The sequence below is a fragment of the Kutzneria sp. CA-103260 genome, assembly GCF_018263855.1.
Taxonomy (GTDB): Bacteria; Actinomycetota; Actinomycetes; order Mycobacteriales; family Pseudonocardiaceae; genus Kutzneria.
Window position 1 is genome coordinate 5,529,581 of record NZ_CP073318.1, and the last position, 21,588, is coordinate 5,551,168.

General features: G+C 67.7%; 24 protein-coding genes, 4 tRNA genes and 1 pseudogene. 13 read left to right on the top strand and 16 right to left on the bottom strand.

The features are described from left to right. The first annotated feature begins 255 nt into the window (after window positions 1–255). The gene (locus JJ691_RS23995; protein WP_211770960.1) at window positions 256–462 is read left to right on the top strand and encodes a hypothetical protein; all 207 of its coding nucleotides are present in this window, start codon (window positions 256–258) and stop codon (window positions 460–462) included. A 66-nt stretch (window positions 463–528) separates the two neighbouring features. Here the strand turns inward: JJ691_RS23995 and JJ691_RS24000 are convergent. From JJ691_RS24000 to JJ691_RS24015, 4 genes are all read right to left on the bottom strand, one after another. Then, window positions 529–603: transfer RNA gene (locus JJ691_RS24000), tRNA-Val, on the bottom strand. 1 nt (window position 604) lies between these two features. Continuing rightward, window positions 605–676: transfer RNA gene (locus JJ691_RS24005), tRNA-Cys, on the bottom strand. Window positions 677–733: 57 nt separating this feature from the next. Further along, window positions 734–806: transfer RNA gene (locus JJ691_RS24010), tRNA-Gly, on the bottom strand. A 166-nt stretch (window positions 807–972) separates the two neighbouring features. Beyond that, a complete protein-coding gene (locus tag JJ691_RS24015) occupies window positions 973–1,398 on the bottom strand; it encodes an SsgA family sporulation/cell division regulator (RefSeq protein WP_043716771.1) in 426 nt (141 codons plus the stop codon). A 243-nt stretch (window positions 1,399–1,641) separates the two neighbouring features. Between JJ691_RS24015 and JJ691_RS24020 the strand changes: the two genes are divergently transcribed. The 4 genes from JJ691_RS24020 (at window position 1,642) to JJ691_RS24035 (ending at window position 3,552) form a co-directional block, all read left to right on the top strand. Next, on the top strand, window positions 1,642–2,274 hold the full coding sequence (locus JJ691_RS24020; protein WP_249228143.1) for a sigma-70 family RNA polymerase sigma factor: 633 nt from the start codon (window positions 1,642–1,644) through the stop codon (window positions 2,272–2,274). Further along, complete coding sequence (locus JJ691_RS24025) at window positions 2,271–3,068, top strand: anti-sigma factor (protein WP_211770962.1); 798 nt, start codon at window positions 2,271–2,273, stop codon at window positions 3,066–3,068. Before JJ691_RS24020 ends, JJ691_RS24025 begins: the two co-directional genes overlap by 4 nt. After that, window positions 2,957–3,430 carry a TIGR02611 family protein gene (locus JJ691_RS24030; RefSeq protein ID WP_211770963.1) on the top strand — a complete coding sequence of 158 codons (474 nt, stop codon included), beginning with the start codon at window positions 2,957–2,959 and terminating at the stop codon, window positions 3,428–3,430. The genes JJ691_RS24025 and JJ691_RS24030 overlap by 112 nt, the downstream gene beginning before the upstream one ends. A 50-nt stretch (window positions 3,431–3,480) precedes the next feature. After that, a tRNA-Val gene (locus JJ691_RS24035) sits at window positions 3,481–3,552 on the top strand. A gap of 70 nt (window positions 3,553–3,622) precedes the next feature. On the opposite strand, the gene JJ691_RS24040 is transcribed toward JJ691_RS24035, so the two are convergent. The 5 genes from JJ691_RS24040 to JJ691_RS24060 form a co-directional block, all read right to left on the bottom strand. After that, on the bottom strand, window positions 3,623–3,787 hold the full coding sequence (locus JJ691_RS24040) for a hypothetical protein (RefSeq protein ID WP_249228145.1): 165 nt from the start codon (window positions 3,785–3,787) through the stop codon (window positions 3,623–3,625). A gap of 117 nt (window positions 3,788–3,904) precedes the next feature. Further along, window positions 3,905–4,963, bottom strand: a complete 1,059-nt coding sequence (locus tag JJ691_RS24045) for an integrase core domain-containing protein (protein ID WP_211770964.1) — start codon at window positions 4,961–4,963, stop codon at window positions 3,905–3,907. Window positions 4,964–5,069: 106 nt separating this feature from the next. After that, a complete protein-coding gene (locus JJ691_RS24050; RefSeq protein WP_211770965.1) occupies window positions 5,070–5,795 on the bottom strand; it encodes a GOLPH3/VPS74 family protein in 726 nt (241 codons plus the stop codon). Window positions 5,796–5,940: 145 nt separating this feature from the next. Beyond that, on the bottom strand, window positions 5,941–6,747 hold the full coding sequence (locus JJ691_RS24055) for an oxidoreductase (protein WP_211770966.1): 807 nt from the start codon (window positions 6,745–6,747) through the stop codon (window positions 5,941–5,943). Window positions 6,748–6,855: 108 nt separating this feature from the next. Then, on the bottom strand, window positions 6,856–7,632 hold the full coding sequence (locus JJ691_RS24060) for an MBL fold metallo-hydrolase (protein ID WP_211770967.1): 777 nt from the start codon (window positions 7,630–7,632) through the stop codon (window positions 6,856–6,858). A 208-nt stretch (window positions 7,633–7,840) separates the two neighbouring features. On the opposite strand from JJ691_RS24060, the gene JJ691_RS24065 reads away from it, so the two are divergent. The 3 genes from JJ691_RS24065 (at window position 7,841) to JJ691_RS24075 (ending at window position 10,708) form a co-directional block, all read left to right on the top strand. Then, the gene (locus JJ691_RS24065; RefSeq protein ID WP_211770968.1) at window positions 7,841–8,818 is read left to right on the top strand and encodes a helix-turn-helix transcriptional regulator; all 978 of its coding nucleotides are present in this window, start codon (window positions 7,841–7,843) and stop codon (window positions 8,816–8,818) included. A gap of 295 nt (window positions 8,819–9,113) precedes the next feature. After that, window positions 9,114–10,097, top strand: coding sequence for a S8 family serine peptidase (locus JJ691_RS24070; RefSeq protein ID WP_211770969.1), 984 nt, complete (start codon window positions 9,114–9,116; stop codon window positions 10,095–10,097). Window positions 10,098–10,336: 239 nt separating this feature from the next. After that, window positions 10,337–10,708 carry an RICIN domain-containing protein gene (locus JJ691_RS24075; RefSeq protein ID WP_211770970.1) on the top strand — a complete coding sequence of 124 codons (372 nt, stop codon included), beginning with the start codon at window positions 10,337–10,339 and terminating at the stop codon, window positions 10,706–10,708. A gap of 290 nt (window positions 10,709–10,998) precedes the next feature. Here JJ691_RS24075 and JJ691_RS52955 read toward each other — a convergent pair whose 3' ends face one another. After that, entirely contained in the window at window positions 10,999–11,127 is a 129-nt protein-coding gene (locus tag JJ691_RS52955; protein ID WP_256449417.1) for a hypothetical protein, read from the bottom strand. Window positions 11,128–11,172: 45 nt separating this feature from the next. Then, window positions 11,173–11,565, bottom strand: coding sequence for a winged helix-turn-helix transcriptional regulator (locus JJ691_RS24080; protein WP_249228146.1), 393 nt, complete (start codon window positions 11,563–11,565; stop codon window positions 11,173–11,175). A gap of 154 nt (window positions 11,566–11,719) precedes the next feature. Here JJ691_RS24080 and JJ691_RS24085 point away from each other — a divergent pair, with 154 nt between their 5' ends. From JJ691_RS24085 to JJ691_RS24095, 3 genes are all read left to right on the top strand, one after another. After that, window positions 11,720–12,676 carry an NADP-dependent oxidoreductase gene (locus JJ691_RS24085; RefSeq protein WP_211771679.1) on the top strand — a complete coding sequence of 319 codons (957 nt, stop codon included), beginning with the start codon at window positions 11,720–11,722 and terminating at the stop codon, window positions 12,674–12,676. A 1-nt stretch (window position 12,677) separates the two neighbouring features. After that, window positions 12,678–12,998 (top strand): NIPSNAP family protein, encoded by a 321-nt coding sequence (locus JJ691_RS24090; protein ID WP_211770971.1) that lies wholly within the window; start codon window positions 12,678–12,680, stop codon window positions 12,996–12,998. A gap of 306 nt (window positions 12,999–13,304) precedes the next feature. Further along, window positions 13,305–14,087, top strand: a complete 783-nt coding sequence (locus JJ691_RS24095; protein WP_211770972.1) for a GPP34 family phosphoprotein — start codon at window positions 13,305–13,307, stop codon at window positions 14,085–14,087. A 51-nt stretch (window positions 14,088–14,138) separates the two neighbouring features. Here the strand turns inward: JJ691_RS24095 and JJ691_RS24100 are convergent, their stop codons facing one another. The 4 genes from JJ691_RS24100 to JJ691_RS24115 form a co-directional block, all read right to left on the bottom strand. Beyond that, window positions 14,139–14,627: an integrase core domain-containing protein gene (locus tag JJ691_RS24100; RefSeq protein WP_211770973.1), complete on the bottom strand. Its 489-nt coding sequence runs from the start codon at window positions 14,625–14,627 to the stop codon at window positions 14,139–14,141. Between the two features lie 45 nt (window positions 14,628–14,672). After that, window positions 14,673–15,503, bottom strand: a complete 831-nt coding sequence (locus JJ691_RS24105) for an alpha/beta hydrolase (RefSeq protein ID WP_211770974.1) — start codon at window positions 15,501–15,503, stop codon at window positions 14,673–14,675. 19 nt (window positions 15,504–15,522) lie between these two features. Next, window positions 15,523–16,536 (bottom strand): LLM class F420-dependent oxidoreductase, encoded by a 1,014-nt coding sequence (locus JJ691_RS24110; protein ID WP_211770975.1) that lies wholly within the window; start codon window positions 16,534–16,536, stop codon window positions 15,523–15,525. Window positions 16,537–17,503: 967 nt separating this feature from the next. After that, on the bottom strand, window positions 17,504–19,066 hold the full coding sequence (locus tag JJ691_RS24115; RefSeq protein WP_211770976.1) for an FAD-dependent monooxygenase: 1,563 nt from the start codon (window positions 19,064–19,066) through the stop codon (window positions 17,504–17,506). 353 nt (window positions 19,067–19,419) lie between these two features. Here JJ691_RS24115 and JJ691_RS24120 point away from each other — a divergent pair, with 353 nt between their 5' ends. Continuing rightward, complete coding sequence (locus tag JJ691_RS24120; protein WP_211770977.1) at window positions 19,420–19,983, top strand: GNAT family N-acetyltransferase; 564 nt, start codon at window positions 19,420–19,422, stop codon at window positions 19,981–19,983. 340 nt (window positions 19,984–20,323) lie between these two features. On the opposite strand, the gene JJ691_RS24125 is transcribed toward JJ691_RS24120, so the two are convergent. Continuing rightward, entirely contained in the window at window positions 20,324–20,980 is a 657-nt protein-coding gene (locus JJ691_RS24125) for a hypothetical protein (protein WP_211770978.1), read from the bottom strand. 183 nt (window positions 20,981–21,163) lie between these two features. On the opposite strand from JJ691_RS24125, the pseudogene JJ691_RS53410 reads away from it, so the two are divergent. Continuing rightward, window positions 21,164–21,325 (top strand): annotated as a pseudogene (locus JJ691_RS53410) (DUF6444 domain-containing protein); the annotation flags it as partial. Window positions 21,326–21,588 lie beyond the last annotated feature (263 nt).

Here is a 21,588-nt window from a genome sequence, read left to right on the forward strand (position 1 = left end):
GTGTGGCGACTTCAGGGTGACCAGTGGCGAGTTCGAGCCGAACGGCTCACCTGAAGTACCCGCCGTTCAGCTCCGGCACTGGCGGCCGACGTGGGACGGGCTCCTGCCGAACGATCCGTACACCGAAGGCCACATGCCGCGACTCTGCCGCGGTTCACGTTCCACGAGGGCCGCCACACTCACTCGCCCCGGCTGGCCGCGGACGGCGTGCCCGAGGTCGCGCGCAGGGCTCGTCTCGGACAGAAGATGAAGGGCATGGGTCGGGTCTACGACCACGTGACACCGGAGATGCGCCGGCAGGCCATCGAGGTGACCGAGGCCCGGTGGCAGTCATCGCTGGCGGCGCTGCTGCCGGAGGAGCAGGCCAGGCTCGCCTCCTGGTTTCCACACGTACGAGTGATGATCGACGCGTTGCCGCGGGATGCCGTGCGAGGAGCCCATCCCCATTTTGGCCCCATTTGATCTTCCCGGAACACAAAAAACGACCGACAAAGATCGTCGGTCGTTCTTGTCACCAGCGTATATAACTGGTGGGCGATACTGGGATTGAACCAGTGACCCCTACCGTGTCAAGGTAGTGCTCTCCCACTGAGCTAATCGCCCGAGGCGGAGACGGGAATCGAACCCGTGTACAGGGCTTTGCAGGCCCTTGCCTAAGCCACTCGGCCACTCCGCCGTTGTCCCGGATGGTACTCCGGGAACTCCGGCCCGAATGACGCGGGGCCGTTACCCGAGCGGACGACGAGACTCGAACTCGCGACCCTCACCTTGGCAAGGTGATGCGCTACCAACTGCGCTACGTCCGCATGCGACTTCGGGAGTGGATCTCCGATTGTGAACCCTGGGGTTCATCTCCCGGCTGGGATCCGTTCTCCGTGGTGCTGGTGAAACCTTATCCGATGGTCCCGCTCTGGATCAAATCGGGGGTCGACCAAGGACATCGCCGCAGGTCAGAGGGGATGTCCGGGGAGGTCAGCTCATGTCGTTGGAGATCAGGTGGGTGAGCGCCTGATCGACGTTGACCCAGAGGTGTTCGTTGCCGGGCACGACCACGTCGTAGGTTCTGTCCAGGAAGTCGGCCAGCTCTTCGGAGGCGGCCTCGAAGGTGGCGTGCCCGGACGGCGAGTTGAGCTCGATCACCACGACCTCGGGGTCGTCGGTGGCCGGCTTGATCCGCACGTCGCCGTCACCGGCCTCGGCGATCAGACCGTCGGCGAGCAGATCGCGGGCGTACACCCACTCCACCCAACCGGCGCGCCCGGTGCGGAAGGCGGCGACCACGGCATAGGGGTCGCGGGTGTCGTAGCGGAGCTCCACCTGCACGGGCACCGCGGGCGTGCGCGGGGCGAGCAGGTCGAACACCGCGGTCGAGCGGAGCGTCACATGGTCGTTGCGCATCGTCGTTACCCTTCTGCTCCCTTCCCGGCCAGCAAACGACCGAGCTCCTCAGTTGTGACGCCGAAGTGAGGAACACCGCTCGCGGAGACGACCGACTTCACCCGTCCGGGCCAGACTTGTGCCCCTGAGCGACCGGCCAACCACGCTCCGTGCACCCTGTGGTTCGGCGACCCCCATCTTGCTGGGTTTAACCTGAACCCGGTACCGCATGTTGCGCGAATGTTGGACGTGAGGATTTCCGTGGTGGCTGACGTGCCCGTCCCACCGGCCAGGTCCACCGCGGCCGACGCCGATCTGGTCGGCCGCGTCGCGAACGGCGACCAGGCGGCGTTCGCCGAGCTCTACGACCGGCACTGCCGGCCGGCGTACTCGCTGGCCAGGCGGGTGTGCGTGGACCCGGAGTTCGCCGAGGACGTGGTGCAGGAGGCCTTCCTCGCGTTCTGGCGCGACCCGCGACGCTTCGACCCGAGCCGCGGCGGCTTCGCGACCTGGCTGCTAACCCTGGTGCACCACCGCGCCGTCGACGCGGTGCGGCGGGAGGCGGTGCGGCGCCGAAAGACCGTGCCCGGCGCCGACGAGGTGGCCGAACGGCTGGTGCCGCCCGGCCCCGGCGCCGACGTCCAGGCGCTGCTCGGTGTCGTCGGCGGCCAGGTGCGGGAGGCGCTCGGGCTGCTCCCCGACGAGCAGCGCCAAGTGATCGCGCTGGCCTATTTCGGCGGCTACACCCAGTGCGAGGTGTCCGCGCTGACCGGCGTGCCGCTCGGCACCGTCAAGTCGCGGACCTTCGCCGGATTCAGGCGGCTGCGGGGGCTGCTGTCGTCGCTGCTGGGCGACGGAGACGGGACGACCGACGTGCGGACGGGGGCACAGCGGTGAACACGCCGCGAGAGGACGGGCGCTGTCCGAACGAGGAACTGGCCGTCGGCTGGGCGCTGCGGGCCCTGGAACCCGACGACGAGCAGGCGCTGCGAGCCCACCTGCCCGGCTGCCCCGTGTGCCAGGAAATCGTGCGCTCCACCGAACAGGTGACCGCGCTGCTGGGCGGTTCGCTGCCGCAGGAGGACCCGCCCACACGGCTGCGGCAGAAGGTCCTCGGGTCCGTCGCGCACACCCCGCAGGAGGCGTACGAACCGCTGCCGTTCCGCATCGGCTCCTCGCTGTCCACACCGTCCGACGGGCGACCCGCCGAGATCGTCGCCCTCCCACGGCCCCGCAGCCGGGTCCCGCGACTCGCCGCCGCCGCGGTCGTCCTGGTGCTCGCCGTCGCCGTCGGCGCACTCGGCTGGCAGGTGAGCAACCTCACCGGGCAGCAGCAGACCCAGTCGCAGCTGCTCGCCGTGCTCGGCGACCCCGCGATGCACCGGACCGTGCTGCGGGCCGGCGACGGGCAGGAAGCCGCCGTGCTGCTCTCCTCCCCCACCTCCGCCGCCGTCCTGCCCACCGGGCTGCGCCCCAACAACGCCGCCGACCAGACCTACGTCGTCTGGGGCCTGTCCACCGGCACCCCCATCGCGCTCAGCTCCTTCGACGTCGCCAGCAGTGCGGCCGAACTGATCAAATGGGACAATGCGGCCGCACAACACCAGAAGTTCGCCATCTCCCTCGAACCCGGCCGCGGCCTGCCGGCCAAGCCCACCGACGTCATCGCCAACGGAGAAGTGACCAACTGAGCCCGCTCCGCACCGCCCGCCGCGTCGGCGTCGCCATCGGCGGCAGCGCCGTGCTGGTGTTCGGCGTCATCCTCATCCCCTACCCCGGCCCCGGCTGGCTCGTCGTCTTCGCCGGCCTCGCCATCCTCGCCACCGAATTCGCCTGGGCCGGCCGCGTCCTCGCCTACGCCCGCGCCCGCTACGACCAGTGGACCGCCTGGCTCGGCCGCCAACCCCTCCCCCTGCGCCTGCTCGTCCTCGCCGCCACCGGACTCGTCATCCTCGCCACCCTCTGGCTGCTCGGCATGTTCTCCCTGGTAGCGGGCTGGTTCGGCATCCACCACCCGCTACTGGACCCCCCGTTTTCGCGTTTGCGGGGGTGATGTTGTAAGGTATCCACATCACCGCGAGAGCGGGGAACACAACTCCAGAGGGGCGATTAGCTCAGGGGGAGAGCGCTTCGTTCACACCGAAGAGGTCACTGGTTCGATCCCAGTATCGCCCACGCAGGTCAGGCCCTGTCCACAGTAGAGTGGACAGGGCCTGATTTTGTCTTTGCCTGACTAACTGCCTGACTAAGCCGCTGAGTCGGGAAACAGTCGGTCGATCGTGTCCGACTCATCGCGGATCACCGGCCGGATCTGATGGCGGTAGACCTTCTCCGTCACCGCCGTCCCGCTATGACCGATCAGCAGCGCAATCTTCTCGACCGACAGCCCTCCGTCCGAGAGCAGTGACACGAAGCTGTGGCGTAGCTCTCGCGGTGTCCACTCCTTCGGGTTCAGCCCGGCCTGAAGGGTTTCAAAACTCGGCTCACCGCGCTGACCTGGCGGTTCACCTGGACCGGCGGAGTGAGTTCAGGCCGCTCTGTGGTACTCGTTGAGCAGCCCTCCAAGCACGGTTCGGCGATGTACCGGTCCTTCAGTTGGTGGCTGGTCATGTCTTGGACGCGGCGCTGCCAGCGCCAGCGTTCGGTGCGGCCGGTGCCGGTTGTAGTGGTCGACATACTCGTTCAGCACGGCGCGGAGATGACCTTCACCGATGATCAGCAGGCGATCGGTGCACTCGGCGCGGACGGTCCGCACCCACCGCTCGGCAAAGGCATTCGCCCTCGGTGCTCGCACCGGCGTCTTCATCACTGTCACGCCCTCCGCGGTGAACGCGTCGTCGAAAGCAGTGGTGAACTTGGTATCGCGGTCACGGATCAAGAATCGGAAGACCTGCCCACGCTCGTCGAACTGGATTAGGAGATTCCGCGCCTGCTGCGCCACCCACGCCCCGGTCGGGTGCGCGGTCACACCCAGCACGTGGACAACCCGACTCCCGACCTCGATCACGAAGAACACGTACAGCCGACGCAGACTGACCGTGTCCACGGAGAAGAAGTCACAGGCCAACACTCCCCGCGCCTGAGCGCGAACGAAGTCGCGCCACCGGTCATCCGCCCGCCGCGGCGCCGGCCCCAACCCAGCCGCCGCCAAAATCCGACGAACCGTCGCCGCACTGACCCGGTCACCCAGGTGTCGCAGTTCACCCACGATGCGCTGATAGCCCCAGCGCGGATTCTCCCGCGCAAGCCTCTCCACCAGCGCCACCACACCGGGATCGGTCGGCGGCCGACCACCCCGTCGCGGGTAGGTCCACTTCCGGGCCACCAACCGGCGATGCCATCTCAGCAGCGTGCCCGGCGTCACCAACCGATGCGACCGCAGGAGGCGCGGTAACGCACGCGCCAAGCCGGACAGGATCGCCCGATCCGCCCAGGACATTCGCGGCCGGTCCGCCCCACGACGCAACACTGCGACCTCATGCCGCAAGACCAAGATCTCCACATCCTTGGCCACCGAGGACCGGGTGAGCAGGCTCAGCCAAGCCACAAGCTGACAGAAGATCATATACAGCAGCCGCAAGATCACGGTCGATGATCATCCACGACTGGCTGACCACACGAAACAGCAGGTCAACACCACGCGTGAGTAATGAAACCCCACAGGCACAGGCCTCTGGGCCGAACCGTCATGACTAGTCACCGCCATCGTCCCCCGACCGCCTGGTCAAGAACCACAACAACGAGGCGAGGCTCTCGCTGGTCTCCCGCAGCGGCTCGGGCACGGATTCCACCACCCACATCCAGCGAGCCCGGTTCCGCTCGCGGATGGATTTGATGAGATCCGACCTCCGCGGGTCCCTCTTCAGCGAAATCCGCAGGCCCCTGTGCAGGTCGCCGCGGACCACCAGGTCGGACAGAAACAGCATGTGCCCGTCCAGGCGACGTTCCCCGCCGGTGGCCAGGCGAACCTCGTCGATCAACCCGTTCCGCACGGTCGGGTCCGGGTAGTACCGCTCCCGCCGGAACAGCCCCCTGACCGGCACCTGCCGGACCAGACCGCGCGCGACGAGCGCGTCGCGATGCAAGGCGAACGCGTCGCGCCGGCGCCGCCGCCGCAACAACTTGGACACCGCCACCGTCTCGCCCGTGTGCACGAGTTCGGCCAGCAGCTCGTCGGCCCAGGCCAGGCCAACAGGAGCGGCGTCGACCAGTTCGATCTTCGCCGCGCTCGGGGCGGACCCTTTCAGGCCGAACACCGTGAAGTTGTGCGGCCGGATCAGCAGCTTGCCGCGCAACGCAAGCTCGCCGAGTTCCGCCAACGCGCAGCCGGCCATGGCCTGGCCGTAGTCGATCGCCTTGCCGGTATCGGCGAGCGAGAGCAACGCGAATTCCTCAGGCAGCGTCAGCGCGCCAACCATGTGTCCGTCCTCCCCAGACGCGAGCCTGTATCGAGGTTACGGTGAGGCCGCCGACCGGCAACCGTGGCCGGAGGACCGCGCGAGCAGCAGGTCGGGGTCCTCATCGGATGGTCCACATTTGCGGTTGATCAGGCCTGTCGCGGCGTCATAGCGTGGGTAGAAGTCCTCCGTCGAGCGAGATGGCGACGCCAGTGAGATATGAGGCGCGCGGCGAGGCAAGGAACGCGATCAGCTCGGCGGCCTCGCGCGGTTGCCCGGGGCGGCCGATCGGCGCGGCCAGGCGTTGATGGAATTCCGCACGGACGGCGTCGAGATCGCGGCCGGTCCGCTCCGCCGCCCGCACGAGGCTGGCTTCGACGGCGTCGGTCTCGATCACGCCCGGCATGACCGCGGTGACGCGGACGCCGTACGGACCGCAGGCAGTGGCCAGGCTCTTGCTGTAGCAATTGAGGGCGGCCTTGGCGGCGGCGTAGGGGACGCCGTTGGCCTGCGGGAAGCGGGCCGCGTTGGAGGAGACGTGCACGACGCTCCCACTGCCTTGAGCGGTCATGTGCGGGACCAGAGCCCGGTCGAGCCGGATCACCGAGAGCAGGTTGGCCTCGAGATTCGCGTGCCAGTCGTTGTCCGTGGCGGCGAGGACGCCGTCGGGGACCTGCGTGTTGCCGCCGGCGTTGTCGACGAGCACGTCGATGCCGCCGAGGTAGTCAAGCGCGGCGGCGGCTGCCACGTGGGTGCCGTCGGGAGTCGCCAGGTCGGCGGTGATCAGGTGCACGCCGGCGGGGACGGGGGCCGACCGTCGGGCGATAGCGACCACTCGGGCGCCGGATTCGGCCAGCAGGGCCGCGGTGGCGGCGCCGATGCCTCGTGTTCCGCCGGTGACGACGACGCGCGCGCCGGTGAACTCGAGGTCGGTGCTCAGCTCGTCGGGACTGAGCGGGGAAGTCACGGGCATGAAGTTCCTTTACGGCTCGAATCGAAGTTACGGTGACGCCGCAGCGTCATAGCGTGGGCAGAAGTCCTCACGCCAGCCCTGGACACGCGGTAGGGCGGAGCCCGAATCTCAGACCGTGACGCTCTCACCGACCTCAAGGGTCGTCAGCGGCACGCCGGTCAGGTCACCAATGAACTGTGCGAACGAGGCACCCTCACCTTCGCTCAGCGTGAGGTCGTGGATCTGGATGGAGCGCGACGGCTTTGTGGCCCGCACGAAGTCGATGCCCTCGCCGAGATTGGTCCACGGGCCACTCGCCGGCACCAGCAGCGTTTGGACCGCGACGCCAGGCACGAAGTAGGAGTCGCCGGGGTGGTACACGGTGTCGTCGATCAGGTAGGCGAGGTTGGTCATGAGCGGGAGGTCGGCGTGGACGACCGCGTGGTGCTCGCCGAAGACGGCCACATGAAATCCTGCGGCTTCGAAGCTGTCGCCGGCGGAAGCCGCCACGACACGACCGTCGTGCAAGCCGAGCTCGGTCGCCACGTTTGCGGGTGCCCACACCCGCAGCGATGGCTGCGCATCGAGAGCTGCCGTCAGGATGCCGGCATCGAAGTGGTCAGGGTGGTCGTGCGTGATGAGTACGGCTGTCGTGCCGGCCACGAGCTCCGCTGAGTTGGGCGTGTACGCCCCCGGGTCGATCACGAGGGTAGAGGCGTCCTTGGTGAAGACGACGGTGGAGTGCGTGTGTTTCGTGAGTTCCACGTGGACATCCTGACGAGTTGGTGAATCCGGAGTACTGCTGACCATGAATTCCGACAACTGGCGACACTGCGGGCTAAGGTCGTAGTGGGCTGCGGTTAGACGGGCGGCCAGCAGACCAACCAACCGCTCCAAGCGGTTCACACACCAGACCGGCTCATCCGGTCACGGTCTTCATCTCACCGACCGGAGCCCAGGTGACGCCCTCCAGGATGTCGTCGGCCGTGGGCGCCGCCGTGGAGCCGAGGCCGATCGGGTGCCGCTTGTGTTGTGAGGCATGTCGTTACGCTATGTCCGGCCGCTCGTACTGTGAATGATTGACGGTCCGTATTACTTGCGCGATAGTACGGCGGTGGTCGATGACCAACTGTCCGAGGCATTGGACCTCGTCGAGGTCCGCGGGGTGGTCCGCGGCATGGTGTCCAGTGGTATCGGAGAGCGGGGCCCCTGGGTGGCCCGCGTGTCCACCGCCGTCCCGCTGACATCCTCCGCCGGTTTCCCGCTGAAGTTCTTCGCGATGGTGCGCGGTCGGGCCCGGCTGTCCACCGACGGCGTGGACGGACCGATCGAGCTCGTGCCGGGCGACGTCGCGATCCTCAACGGCCGGACGTGGGTGCAGATCGAGGGCGGCGTCGGCGACGGGCCACGCCGCGAGATCCTGCCCGAGGTGGGTTTTTCCTCCGCCCGCCTCATCGGTGCCAACAGTGGCGTGGGCGACCTCATCGTCGCCGGTCGTGTCGAGCTCAACCAGGCCGGTGACGCGCTGCTGTTGGCGGCGCTTCCGCCGCTGGGGCACATCCGGGCGGCGGCCGACCCCACGGGTGCCATGGGCGCGAGGCTGCACTGGCTGTTCGAGGAGGTGACCGGGACCCGGCTGGGCTCGGCGTTCGCGATCCGGCAGCACGGGCAACTCCTGCTGCTGGAGGTGCTGCGGGCCTATGTCGACCAGGCCGAGCTGCCCCCGGGCTGGCTGCGGGTGCTGACCGACGAGCGGCTGCGGCCGGCGCTGCGCCTCATGCACGCCGAACCCGGAAAGCACTGGGGCCTGGAGGAACTGGCGCGCGAGGCGGCGATGTCGCGGACAACGTTCGCCGAACGCTTCCGCACCGTCGCGGGCGTGCCGCCGCTGGCCTACCTCAGCCGCTGGCGGATGCTGCTGGCGCGGCGGGCTCTGCGCGTCCGCGACGTCCCCGTTCAGTCGCTGGCAGCCGAACTGGGCTACACGTCGGAGAGCGCCTTCAGCAACGCGTTCAAACGTGAGGTGGGCGAGTCACCGCTGCACTACCGCCGCCGAGCGCGCGGCGAACTGGCAGCAGCCCGTGCCCAGTGAGCTGAGCCGTTGACTCGTTGGCGGTATGTGTCGCGGCGTTGATCAGTTCCCGCAGGGCCGTGGCGGGGCTTTGTCCGATCATGCCCGCCAGCAGCGCCGCAGCGCGGGCCGTGGAGTCGGCCATCCCGGGATCGCGCGGATCGCCTTGGGCCAGCGGGGAAATCCGGCGCCGCAGGAGCCATGAGTGCTCCAGCGTTGCGGCTGTTGGCCACGCTGGACGCCGAGTGCGACAGCGTCGATCGCCTCGGCCAGGCCGTGGCCGAAGCATTCCGGAAACACCCTGACCACCCTGGACGTGGAGGCGGTGCACGGCATGGCGCCGGACGCGGACATCGTCTCGGTCGGACTGTCCACATGGGAGGGTTCGACGCCGCTGGACAGCGTGGGCTACATCCTCGACCACACGCGCGCCAGCATCGTATCGCTGTCGTTGGCGTTCAGCCTCGCGCCCGGCATGCGGATGGCATATGACCAGGCGTTCCAGGAGGGGGCGTCGCAGGGGGTCGGGTTCTATTTCGCCAGCGGGGACGGCGGCAACGACCGTACCGGGAGCTACCTCAATCCCGCGTCGAGCGGCGGCTGGGAGACCTCGGTTGGTGGCACCTCCCTGGCGATCGGCCGCAACGGCAGGCGGGAGTGGGAGACCGGCTGGGGTGACGGGGTGAACACGCTGTCGGCCGACGGCACGTCCTGGCAGCAGCCGGTCCAGCCGGGCGGGGGCGCGGGCGGCGGTTGGGCGCTGGGCGAGCCGCAGCCGTGGTACCAACGTGGTGTCGTGCCGGTCAAGCTGGCCACGGGGCCTGACGGCAAGCTGGACCGAGTCGGACCGGATGTCGCCATGGACGCTGATTTCGCGACCGGATTGCTGGTCGGCGGTACAGCCTTGGCCGGTTCGCCGACCACGGACCCGAGCACCTGGCGCTATGTCGAGGCCGACTTGGGCGGTACCAGCCTGTCGACCCCGCTGTTCGCCGGTGTGCAGGCGCTGGCCCAGCAAGCTCGAGGGGGTAAGCCGTTCGGTTTTGCCAACCCGGTGCTCTACCAGCGGGCCCACGGTCCGGCGTTGCGCGACGTCACCACGTACACACTGCCGAACGGCGCGACACCCTCCACCGTCGTCCATGGCCGCGGCGGGGTTGCGAAGCTCTACAGCGTGCTCGGCCGGCTGCCCGTGACTCCGCCGAACCCGTTGGTGCCCGAAGTGGGGTCGGGATTCGACACCGAGACCGGCCTCGGCACCCCGACCGGGGCCTACCCGTGGTCGTTCGTCGGTACCTGACCGTGTGGCGGTTCGTACAGCCTGCCGCACCTGAACTATCGCGCAAGAAACACGGATCATCAATCATTCACAGTAAGCGCGTCCGCGCATAGCGTGATGGCACGGCTCACCAGCGGTACCTGTCGGCTTGGACTTCCCTATGGCATCCACGGCCGACGACGTCCAGGAGGGCGTTGACCCTTTCCGGCGTCAGCGGTCACCGCGAGCCCTGGAAATCAGAACACGAGGAAATGATAGGCATGAAACTCATCAGGAAGATCGCTGCGGCGGCAGCCATCGGTGCGGCGGTAGTGGCCACGACAGCCCTGGCAGGCCCCGCGTCTGCCGCGACGACCGCGACGTCGTTCGCGATCGTGAACGGCGCCAGCCCTGGCCTGTGTCTGGACGCCGACGCAAGCAACGGAAACGTCGGCCCGGGCGCCAACGTCACGGCGTACCCCTGCAACAACGGCAGCAACCAGCAGTGGATCGCCCCCGGCGACGGGACGTTGCACAACGCCGCCAACACGTCCCTGTGCCTGGACGCCAACGCAAGCAACGGAAACGTCGGCTCGGGCGCCCAGGTCACTGCGTGGACCTGCAACAACGGCGCCAACCAGCAGTGGAGCTGAACAGCTGAAGGCGCCATTTAGCGTGGCGGCCGGGCACCGGTTCATCCGGTGCCCGGTCGCGGCACGCCCCCCTTACGCCACCGCGCCAAATCCGACACCCGCGACCCAGGCGGAACCTCCGAACTGATATGACGCTGCGAAAGACCTGATCGAAACGAAGACCATCACCACATTCGATTGGCCTATCCGACATGGAGGGAAATGTTTCACATCGTCACACGCTCGTCACCGCACCCGGCCACAGAACGCGAACCCTCTCGCTGGAACCCCCGCCGTTGCGGTCCTGACCTTCACGCATCGGTCTTCACGACGGCCGGCGCGAGCGCCGCCACCGTCCACGCCGCGCCCCGCGTGGCTACCGCCAGCAGCACACTCGCCCACGGCCAGCCACGCAGCCGAGCACCGGGCGGCCTCACCACCAGCCAGAACACCACACCATCCCGCGGCGACGAACTGCAAGAAACTCACAAAACGCCCTCTCGGGACGATTCGCATTGAGCGGCCGGGACGCTGTCGATGTTCACCTCGACCCAGGTCCGGAGCAGACCGAGCGGGACCGCGGCGCTGAGACCGAGTCGGGTGAGGGCGTACTCGACATGCAGCGGCACGGCGGGGTAGACGGTCCGGACCACGAGGTCGGACTCCTCAAGACGGCGCAGTGTCTGGGTGAGCACCTTGGGGCTGATCCCCTGCAGACAGCGCTGAAGTTCACCGAAGCGGAGCGGACCGTCCTCCAACGCGCCGATGGCCAGCGCGGACCACTTGTTGGCGAGCAGGTCGAGCATGGCGCGGCAGGGACACTGGGCCGCGTACACGTCGTGGTCGCTGTGCCTGCCCGTCTGACACTGCGTCGTCATTGAACACCCCTCACCAGCATACTTCCCAAAGGGAAGCAGTAACCCTTGCGGGTAAGTATATCCCTGCGGATACCGTGGCGATGTACCGAGAAAGGCCGCATAACGGTCTTTCATCACATTTCACCGTAGGAGTTGAAGCATGTCCGCATCCTCGATGCGCGCGGCGGTCCAGCACGGTTTCGGCGGTCCGGAAGTGCTGCGGGTCGAGCGGATCCCTCGTCCCGTACCACTACCGACCGAGGTCCTCGTGAGAGTGCATGCCGCCGGCATCAACCCTGTGGACTGGAAAACCCGCTCCGGCAACGGCATGGCCGGCGTGCTGGGCGAACCGCCGTTCATCCTCGGTTGGGACGTTTCCGGCGTGGTGGAGGAGACGGGTTTCGGGGTGACCACGCTCAAGCCCGGCGACGAGGTCTACGGCATGCCGTGGTTCCCCCGCGCCGCAGGCGGTTACGCCGACTACGTCACGGCGCCGGCCCGGCAGTTCGCCCGCAAGCCCGCGACGGTCAGCCACGAGCAGGCCGCCGCCGTGCCGCTGGCCGCTCTCACCGCCTGGCAGGCATTGGTCGACACCGCCGACGTCAGGCGCGGTCAGCGAGTGTTGATCCACGCGGCCGCGGGCGGCGTCGGGCACTTCGCCGTCCAGTTCGCCAAACACCTCGGTGCCCACGTCATCGGCACCGCCAGCCGTGGCCATCATGACTGGCTCACCAAGCTGGGCGCCGACGAACTCATCGACTACACCACCGTCCGCTTCGAGGACGCCGTCCGCGACGTCGACGTCGTCGTCGACCTGGTCGGCGACGGACACGACAACACCAGCACCCGCTCGCTGAACGTGCTGCGCCCCGGCGGTCTGATCGTCGCGATCCCGTCCGGCGTCTCCGCCGAACTGCTCGCCGCGGCCGAGGCCAAGGGGATGCGTGCCAGCGCGTTCCTCGTCGAGCCCGACGGACCGGCCCTGACTCGGATCGCCGGTCTCATCGACGCCGGAGAGGTGTCGGTGGGGGTCGAAGCGGTCTTCCCACTGGAGCAGGTCGCCGTGGCACACGTGCGAGGCGAGACCGACCGCACCCGAGGCAAGCTCGTCCTGCGGGTCAAGGAGGACTGAGATGTTCTACGAAATTCGCCGGTACCAGACCCGATCCGGCCGCCGCGCCGACTGGGTCCGCTATATGGAAGACGTCGTCATCCCGTTTCAGGAGTCGAAGGGCATGTCAGTCACCGCGTCGTTCATCGACGAGGAGGACGCGGACGGCTATGTGTGGATCAGACGCTTCGACGACGAGGAGCAGCGCCGTGCGCTCTACACGGCGGTCTACGACAGCGACCGATGGCAGAACGAGATCGCTGCTGCCATCAGGGAACTGCTGATCCCTGAGAAGTCCGTGGTCACCCGCGCAGTTCCGACACCGAACTCCGGGCTTGGCTGATTTGGTGACGGTCCAGAGTTCGGCGAGCCGGGCCAGCGCGGCGGCGGTCGGCCCGCCGGCCTCGGACCGGTAGGCACGAGACCGTGAGCGAAGGTGGGGGTGCCTCGTTCGCACAGGTCATAGGTGACCTGACCGGCGTGCCGCTGATGTCCCTTGAGGTCGGTGAGAGCGTCACGGTCTGAGATTCGGACTCCAGCCCCCACACTGGTTGCCCAGGTGGCTTTGGCGAAGCAACCGTCCACATTGCCGCGATCAACCAATGGCTCTCCACCTCGATACAGGTTCTAGCCCGGGAAGGACGAACACATGGCTGGCCGGCTGACGCTGCCCGAGGAATTCGCGCTGCTCTCGCTCTCCGACACCGGCAAGATGATCGACTCCGTCCAGGCCAAGGTCGGCTGCGACCTGGCCGAACTCGGTGAACTCGCGCTGCGCGGCAAACTGCTGCTCCGGCGCAGCCCGCACATGGTGTTTAGCTGGGCCGAGATTCGCCGGGCCATACACGTGATCGACCTGGTCGATCCCGCTCCTGTCGGTCTGGCCTGGGCCGACGAACTGCTCGCCGAGTTGGCCAACGAGCCCGAGGCGGTGTCGCTGCGCAAGTTGGTGATACGTCGGCTTCGGCGGCGCAACGCTTTCCACTGGCATCGTGACGCGCTCGTCGCGCACGGTCTGGTCCGGCACGTGCCCGGCCGCGGGCTGTTCCGGCGGGCGCGGTATCTCCCGGACCCGACCATGCGGAACAGGTTGATCGACGAGGTTCGCCTGGCCAACGAGATTCTCCAGGACACCAGTGGGGGACGTCGGCTGGACGTGCACACGAAGTTCCTGTCCGACATGGTGATCCGCAGCGAGTTGGCCAAGAACCTGGGGGTTGTCAAGGACCGTGGTTGGCGCGTGAACGTGATGTTCCTGAACGGCTTGCTGAACAAGGAGCTGTGGTCCGCACGCCGGCGCGCGCAAGCCCGGGCTCGCGGGATCGGGGCGTTGGACTCCATACCCGAGCCGCTGCGGCAGGCCAGCGAGGTGTTCGCCAACCTTGTGCCCAAGCGATCTCGCAACCAAGGCGACGGTGCCGACAGTGACTAGCCGTGGCGGTTCGCGTTCAGCCTGTGAGGCTCGAAAAGTCGTCGCTGCAGCTCAGGATGCGTAGCGGTACTCGTGGATGACTCCCGCGAGAACCCGGGTCCGTACCAGCCTGCGGGCCTCGAAGTCTTGGACGGCGCAGGGTTGCTCCTGGACATCGGGTGGCAGCTGGCCTCGGGAGCGGTGTGGTCGATGTCTGTTGTAGTGATCCTGGTACTCGGCGAGGACCCGTCGGGTGTGGGTCTCGTTCGTGACCAAAACGTGGTCGAGGACCTCCCGGCGGATGGCGCCGATCACTCGCTCACAGTGGGCGTTCATCCGCGGAGCTTGGGGTGCGCTGAGCAGCACGTTCATCTCCTCGGCTGCGAAGACGGCGTCGAAGGAGGCGGTGTACTTGCTGTCGCGGTCGCGGAGGAGGAATCGTAGGGACTCGACGGGAAGCAGCGGGGAAACCAGGAACGTCTCGGTTCCGACCAGGAAGAACACCAGGTAGAAGCCGAGATAACCGGCTGGTGACGCCTGTCGCGGGCCTGGCTCGTCCATGCGCTTCCTTTCGTGGACGACGGACGCGTACCGCCAGACGCCTGGTCAGCTCTGATGCTTGCGCACGAAGGACGCGGCGCTGTCGAGGGCCTGGACGGACTCGGGTGTGGTCGGTACGAAGACGTGCCACATGTGGCCCATCCCGGACCAGGTCTCCAGTGTCGCGTGGCCGCCGGTCGCGGTGGCCCGGTCCGCCAGCATTCTCGCGTCGTCCGCGAGCACCTCGTCCTCGCTGGCCTGGATGAGCAGGGGGGCCAGTCCGGCGAAGTCGGCGAAGACCGGAGAGGCGAACGCGTCTCGGGGATCGTGGCCGCCCAGGTAGAACGCGGCGGCCTCTTCGGCTTGTTCGTGACTGAAGGCGTCGTCGCTGTCGGCGCAGCGTCGATAGGAGTCCGCAGTGACAGTGAGATCGACGAACGGGGAAAGACACACCGCCGCAGCGGGCTGGGGCAGGCCTGCCTGCCGCACGGCGGCGAGGGCCGCCGCCACCACACCACCGCCCGCCGACTCACCGAGGAACACGACGCGGCCCGCGGGATGCCCGTGGTCCAGAAGCCACCGGTAGGCGGCGACGGCGTCCTCCAGCGCGGCCGGGAAGGGATTCTCCGGCGCGAGCCGGTAGTCCAATGACAGCACCGGTGAGCCGGTGGCAGCCGCGAGGTAGGACGTGATGGCCAGTGACGACCGGGCCGATCCCGCCCAGTAGCCACCGAAGTGGAAGTGCAGTACCGCCCGATCGTCGGTCCGTCCCAGCGGGTGTGTCCAGGTCGCGGGCCGATCGCCGATGACGGTCTCTTCGGTGTGGATGCCCTGCGATACCGGCAGCGTCGCGAAGAAGTCAGCCACCCGCGCGCGGCGGTCGGCGAGAGTGGACACGAGCAACTCCTGTCCGAGGTCAGCGGGCGGCAGGTCCCAGGGTGCGGAGGACGTCTCGAAGTGAGCCGGGGTCGTTCCGTAGTTCCGGCGTCGACGCCACATACAGCAGTACCGCCGTCACGCCGGGTTGGACGAATTGTCGGATCTGTTTGGCGCAGCTTTCGGGTGAGCCGTGTATCCACAGCTCGTCCACGAGCTCCTCGGGAAGTGCGCGCTCCGCGCCGAGGGAGTCGCCCGCAGCCCATTTCGCGTGTGTTTCAGCGAGCGGCTGACCGTTTCCAAGCCACTCATGAAAAGCTTTGTACACGTTTCGGTTGAGGATCCAGGCCAGGAACCGGCGACCCGCACCACGCGCGAACTCGGCGTCCTCGGTCGGGCATACGAAGATCTTGACCACGAGTTCCTTGCCGTGGTTCGGCGAGCCGATCGCGGAGATGACCTGCGGGATATCTGTGGCGCGCAGGATGTTGGTGATCGCGCCGTCGCCCTCCTCGAAGGCGAGAGCGAGCATCCGTGGCCGGAGTGCGCCGAGAATAACCTTGGGCGGATTGACGGGCGGCTGGGCCAGTTGGAAACGACGGACCGAGAACGTCTCGAACTCACCGGACACCACTTCCCCACGCATCGCCGTGGTGAGGAACCTGAGCGTGTCCCGCACGGTGGCGTACGGCTTCGTGTACGGGATGCCGTTGATGTCGGTCACATGCTCGGGAACGGACGTTCCGATACCGAGCAGCACGCTCGCATCGGTGGTTTCGGCGAGCGTGGCCGCCGTTTGCGCCAGCACCGCCGGCCCACGGGTGTGCACCGGCACGACACCGGTCCCCAGCCGGAGCGAGGGCACCCAGGCGGAACTCACGGCCAGGGGCGTGAAGGCATCGACACCGGTACCTTCGCCGGTCCAGACGTCGGTGTAGCCGAATTCCGGCAGCTGTTCGACCAACCGGCGATGCTCCCGCAGGGAAAACCCGGTGAGCGGAAGCGTGATCCCCCATTTGAGCTCGCCGCTGCCCTCTCCGGCCGGCCCTGACACCACTCACCCCCGGTCCTGTCGCCCGCGTGCCGTCATCACGTGACGGCTCGGTCACCTGGAGATCCTAGCGATGTCGCACGGGTTCAGTCACGCATAGTGACGCTTTGGGTTCACCAATCCAGCGCACCCCCCGTGACCTGCGTATTCAGCGCGGCCACCACATCCAAGGAGCGTCATTCTACTGACACCAAGGTGATGCCTGTTCAACCTACTGACAGCACCGGGTGACTCATGACTACTATGCGATGTGTCGGTCACTTGAGTGAACACCCAGGCGCGGGGGGTTCGGTCAAGACGTCAGAGTGCGGGGGCACTCGGGTTTCCCCATGAGAAGCTTGTGCGAGGGGATGGGGGAATCAGGGCCTGTCTCATGGTCGCCGACTGGAATAGAGGGGTGCAGTCGACGGCCACGCTGTGCGTGCCGAAAACCACGTCCACACAGGTCAGACGACACGCATACCCGCTGACAACTCCGCCGGGACAGGACAGCGTGGACTGCATGCACAGCCGCCCTGTTGATCGACGACGTCCAGCCCCGGGGAGCCCGGCGGGGAGCAAATGGGGAGCAAACATGTGCGCTGAACGGTCCCCAACTACGCACAACGACTCTGAACTGAACCGCGCCGACCTGCGGAAGTTGCATTTCCGCAGGTCGGCGCACTATGTCGTCCTTGGTTCACACCTATGGGCTCTTCCAACTGCGCTCAACGGACCGCAACTGTGCTGAACCGCAGGTCAACGACCCTGAACGGACGCGCGTGGTGGCTGCGCCTGAGGTGAGCACTTAGGACTTCTGGGAGCAGCCGAGTTGACCCAGGTTCGGAGGCCAGGCGGAACACGGGACAGCCGACCTCGGCTCGCGCCACAGATGCTCGCTCATGCCGACGAGCGGATCTCCGGCCGGGCGGGCGCGGCGTCTGGCCGAACGGCGACTGCTGTGGGCTGCTGGCCGTGTTCGGTCGGCCGGTCAGGCGCGCCGGTTGATGACAGGCATTGTCGTTTTCTGGGATGTGCCAAGCCAGCGGGAAAGTGCTTCTCGCAGCGCGGGGGCGGCGGTATCGGTGGGTTCGTCGGTGGGTGCGACCCAGGCGATGTGGCCGTCCGGGCGGATCAGGAGGGCGTCGGCTGGTCGGTGGTCGGTTTCGGCGGTGCGGATGTCGATGCGGTGCTGCCAGTCTCGTGCCGTCTCGCGCAGGTCCGGGCGGTCGGCGAGGTCGAGAAGGATGGGCCGCGCGGTGCGCATGAGTTCCGCGACGCTGGTGGTGCCCTGGTCGGTGCGCAGGGTGAGGTCGGGTGCGAAGGCGCCGGCCAGGGCGTGGTGGTTGGGGTTGGGGAGCGGGTAGCGGATGTCGGCGCCGGCGATCAGCGCTCCCATACGGCGCAAGGGCTGCTCGTCTGTGAGCAGCTCCAGGAAGAGTTCCCGGAGCGCATCGGCGGCTGGGTCGTGTCCGCGCCGCAGCGCCACCTGGGCTTGGGTCTGCAGCAGCGCGCGTGCGCCGGCGAAGTGGCGTTCGTGGTGGTAGGTGTCCAGCAGGCCGGCCGGGGCCCAGCCGTGGATAGCCGCGGCCAATTTCCAGGCGAGGTTGACCGCGTCGGTCATGCCGGTGTTGATGCCGATGCCCGTGGCGGGGAACAGGTGGGCGGCATCTCCGGCCAGCAGGATCCGCCCGTCGCGGTACCGCTCGGCCTGTCGAGCCTGAAACTGGTAGCGCGACAGCCGAAGCGGTTCTCCCAAGGGGAGGTTCGCGCCGAGCACGCGGCGGATGCTGTCCTGGAGCTCGGCCAGGGTCATCGGCGTGTCGTCGTCGACACCGACGGGCTCGTCTTCGGTGGTTTGGATGAGCAGGCACCCGGAGGCGAGTCGCCCGCACGCGAACACACCGCGGTCTGTCCGGGTGAAGCCCGCGCGGATCCTGCCCAGCCCGGCCACGTCGAGGTCGCCGTTGTCGAGCACGGTTACCGAGTCGGGCACGGTGACCTGGCCGAGCCGGTTGACCTCCGGATAGGTAGTACCGGGGAACGGGATGCCGGCACTGTCGCGGATGCGGCTGCGCCCGCCGTCACACCCGACGACGTATCGGGCGGTCACCCGATACGGCCCACCTGGGCCGCGCACATCCGCGGTCACCCTGGCATCGTCCTGGCTGACACCGACCACCTCGTGTCCGCGGCGGATGTCGACGCCGAGTTCGCGAGCACGCTCATCGAGCAGCCGCTCCAGTCGCGGTTGCGGTAGCCCCAGCACCCGCAACGGGGGGTCTGCCAGGTGCGGGAGGTCCACATGCACACCGCCGAACGGGAACCCGGGAGCCGGGTGGCTGCGGTCGGTACTGGCTGCCTCCATCCGGTCCAGCAGGCCTCGGTAGCGCAGCAGTTCCAGGATCTGCCCGGAGAAACCGTTGGCCTTCGGGGTCTCTCGCAGGCGCGGCTGCCGCTCCAGCACCAGCGGTCGCACTCCGGCCAGGCGCAGCTCGCCGGCCAGCATCAGTCCGGTCGGGCCGGCGCCCACGATGATCACGTCAACGTCCATTACCGGCCGTCCCCCGTCCGGTCTGGCGTCGCATCCCCGCACGACCGGGTCGTCGACAACACACGCACTTCGCAGCTCCCATTTTCGCAGGTTCTGGGCACGGCCGGTGATTGTGCGGCAAGACCCGGGTCTTGCCGCAAGAGCCCCGGTGCGCTATATGTTGAATATGGAGGGAAAGGCGTTCCTCCCCTTGTCGGCAAGCCCGACTCGAACGCTGTCAAGAGCGCTGCCCATTCTCAGGGACCCCGTCGCTACGCCGCATGAGCGTTGGGCTGCTGTAGCTGAACATCCGCTCATGCCGCCGGGCGGGAACACTGCTATCTGGTCGGAGCGCTGACTGAGAGCATGACGTGGTGGCTGTCGAGGATGTGTTCACCGAACTGCCCATGCTGGATACCGCCCGGATGTGGCTGCGGCGGATCACCGAGTCGGACTCGGACGGGCTGTTCGAGATCTTCTCCGACGACGAGGTGACCCGGTACTACGCGTTCGACACCTTCACCCACATCGATCAGGCCCGGGACTTGGCGGTCCGCAGCGTGGCGCAGTACCAGCAAGGCGAGGCGATGCGGTGGCGGCTGCTGCTGGCCGGCGCCGCCCAGATCATCGGCACCTGCGGATACACCTGCTGGAACCGCGAGCACCACTTCGCGATCCTGGGCTACGACCTCGCGCGGCCGTACTGGGGTCGGGGCCTGATGTCCGAGGCTGCCGGGGCCGTGGTGCGTCTGGGATTCGAGCAGATGGCGTTGAACCGGATCGAGGCGACGGTGCTGGTGGACAACGCCGCGTCGATCAGGGTGCTGTCGCGGGCCGGCTTTCAGCGAGAGGGACGGCTGGCGGAGCGCATCTGGCACCGGGACGTCTTTCACGATGTCTACCTGTGCGGTCTGACTCGGTCCCGCTGGCAGGCCTGATTCCGACGGGATAGCAGGGCGGACCGCGACGACAGCGAACGTTCCCCGTTGCCGGCGAGCGGGTGTGCGCCCAACCATCCGCCTGCGCTTACGGTCGCCTGAGAGAATCGCAAAACGCCCCGGCCCGCGGGCTGCCTATTACCGGCGGCCACATCACCTCAGCGAACACGCCATCGGCCGAATCCGTCGGCAGTGAAGCAACGACCGCACTCACAGCGTACTGAATTCTCGATCCAACGCTCTGCAGGGGCGGGCCGCCCCCGGTTCCGCCCCTGACCACACATGATCGGCAGCCTGTCCACCAGGCCGGTTCGGCACGGTCCGCACTGGCCGACTCACGTCACGCCCCGGTCGTCGGACGGTCCAGGCGCCGGGAGAACGGATCGTCCGCCGGGCGTGGTGCGATCAGGGCCGTGATCAGGCAGCCGAACAGGACGGCCAGGGAGGACAACGACAGGTACCAGAGCGCGTAGTCGTTGGCCTGACTGACGGGCAGGACGGTGAACAGCGGGCCTGCCGTGCGCATCGTGATGGACCCGTCCGGATTGGCGATCTCAGCACCCTCGTCGGTGCTGAAGGTGTGCGTGCCGTCCGGACAGGCCACCACCCACCGGGTCGATGTCCTCGTCACGTCGTTCGAGTCCTGGCTCTGCTGTTCGGTGGAGTTCACGTACTGGCACGTTTCGTCGTGGCCGGCGGTCTGCACCACGGCCTGGCCCACCCAGACGCTGGTCATGAGGCCGCCGAAGATCGTCACCGCGAACACGATCAGCGGCAACCACCGCAGGCGGGATCTGCCAGCCACCGCGGCGGTGAGCACCAGGCACGACGCCAGGACGAACAGCACCGCCAACAGTGCCGAATGTGGTGGCAGCGAACCGCACACCACAGCCAGCAGGAACAACCCCACACCGACCGCCATCGCCGTCCGGTTGCGCCGCAACAGCCACCCCACGACCCGCACGAACCACCGCGAGTCACCGGTCTTGTCCGTCATCGTGGCCCTCCACCCCGGCGATCACGCCGGCCGCAGCCATTGTCACCCCGGCGAATGAACAGCCGGGCCTTCGGCTGGTGTGCACCATCGGCCTGGGTAACTGTTCAGGCTTGTTGCGCCGGTTCTCGATGCCTGCGGCCGACCTGGCATGATTTTGGCGTGTCGGTCCCCCAGGCCCGGGGTGTGTCGCTGGAGCGGTTGCTCGCGCGCCTGGCGGAGCGGGAAGCACGAGTCACGCAGTTGGAGACGGAGAACGCCGCGCTGCTGGCGGAGAACACCGAGTTGACACGCCGGCTGGGACAGAACTCGCGTAACTCGTCCAAGCCGCCGTCCGCCGATGGGCCAGAGCAGGCCCCATGCTGGTCGGAGTGCCGCTCGTACTCACGAACCGCGTGCCGTAGGTGGGCCTGGTTCCAGATCAGCGTGCGGTCTAGCAACTCGGTGCGGAGTGTCTTGAACCAGCGTTCGGTGATCGAGTTCGTGCAGGGCATCCGGACACCGGTCAGCACCGTGGTGATTCCTGTGGCGCTGAGGATCTCGTCGATCGACGCGGGATACTTGGCGTCGCGGTCACGGATGAGGAACCTGACCCGCGCGAGGTCTGCTGC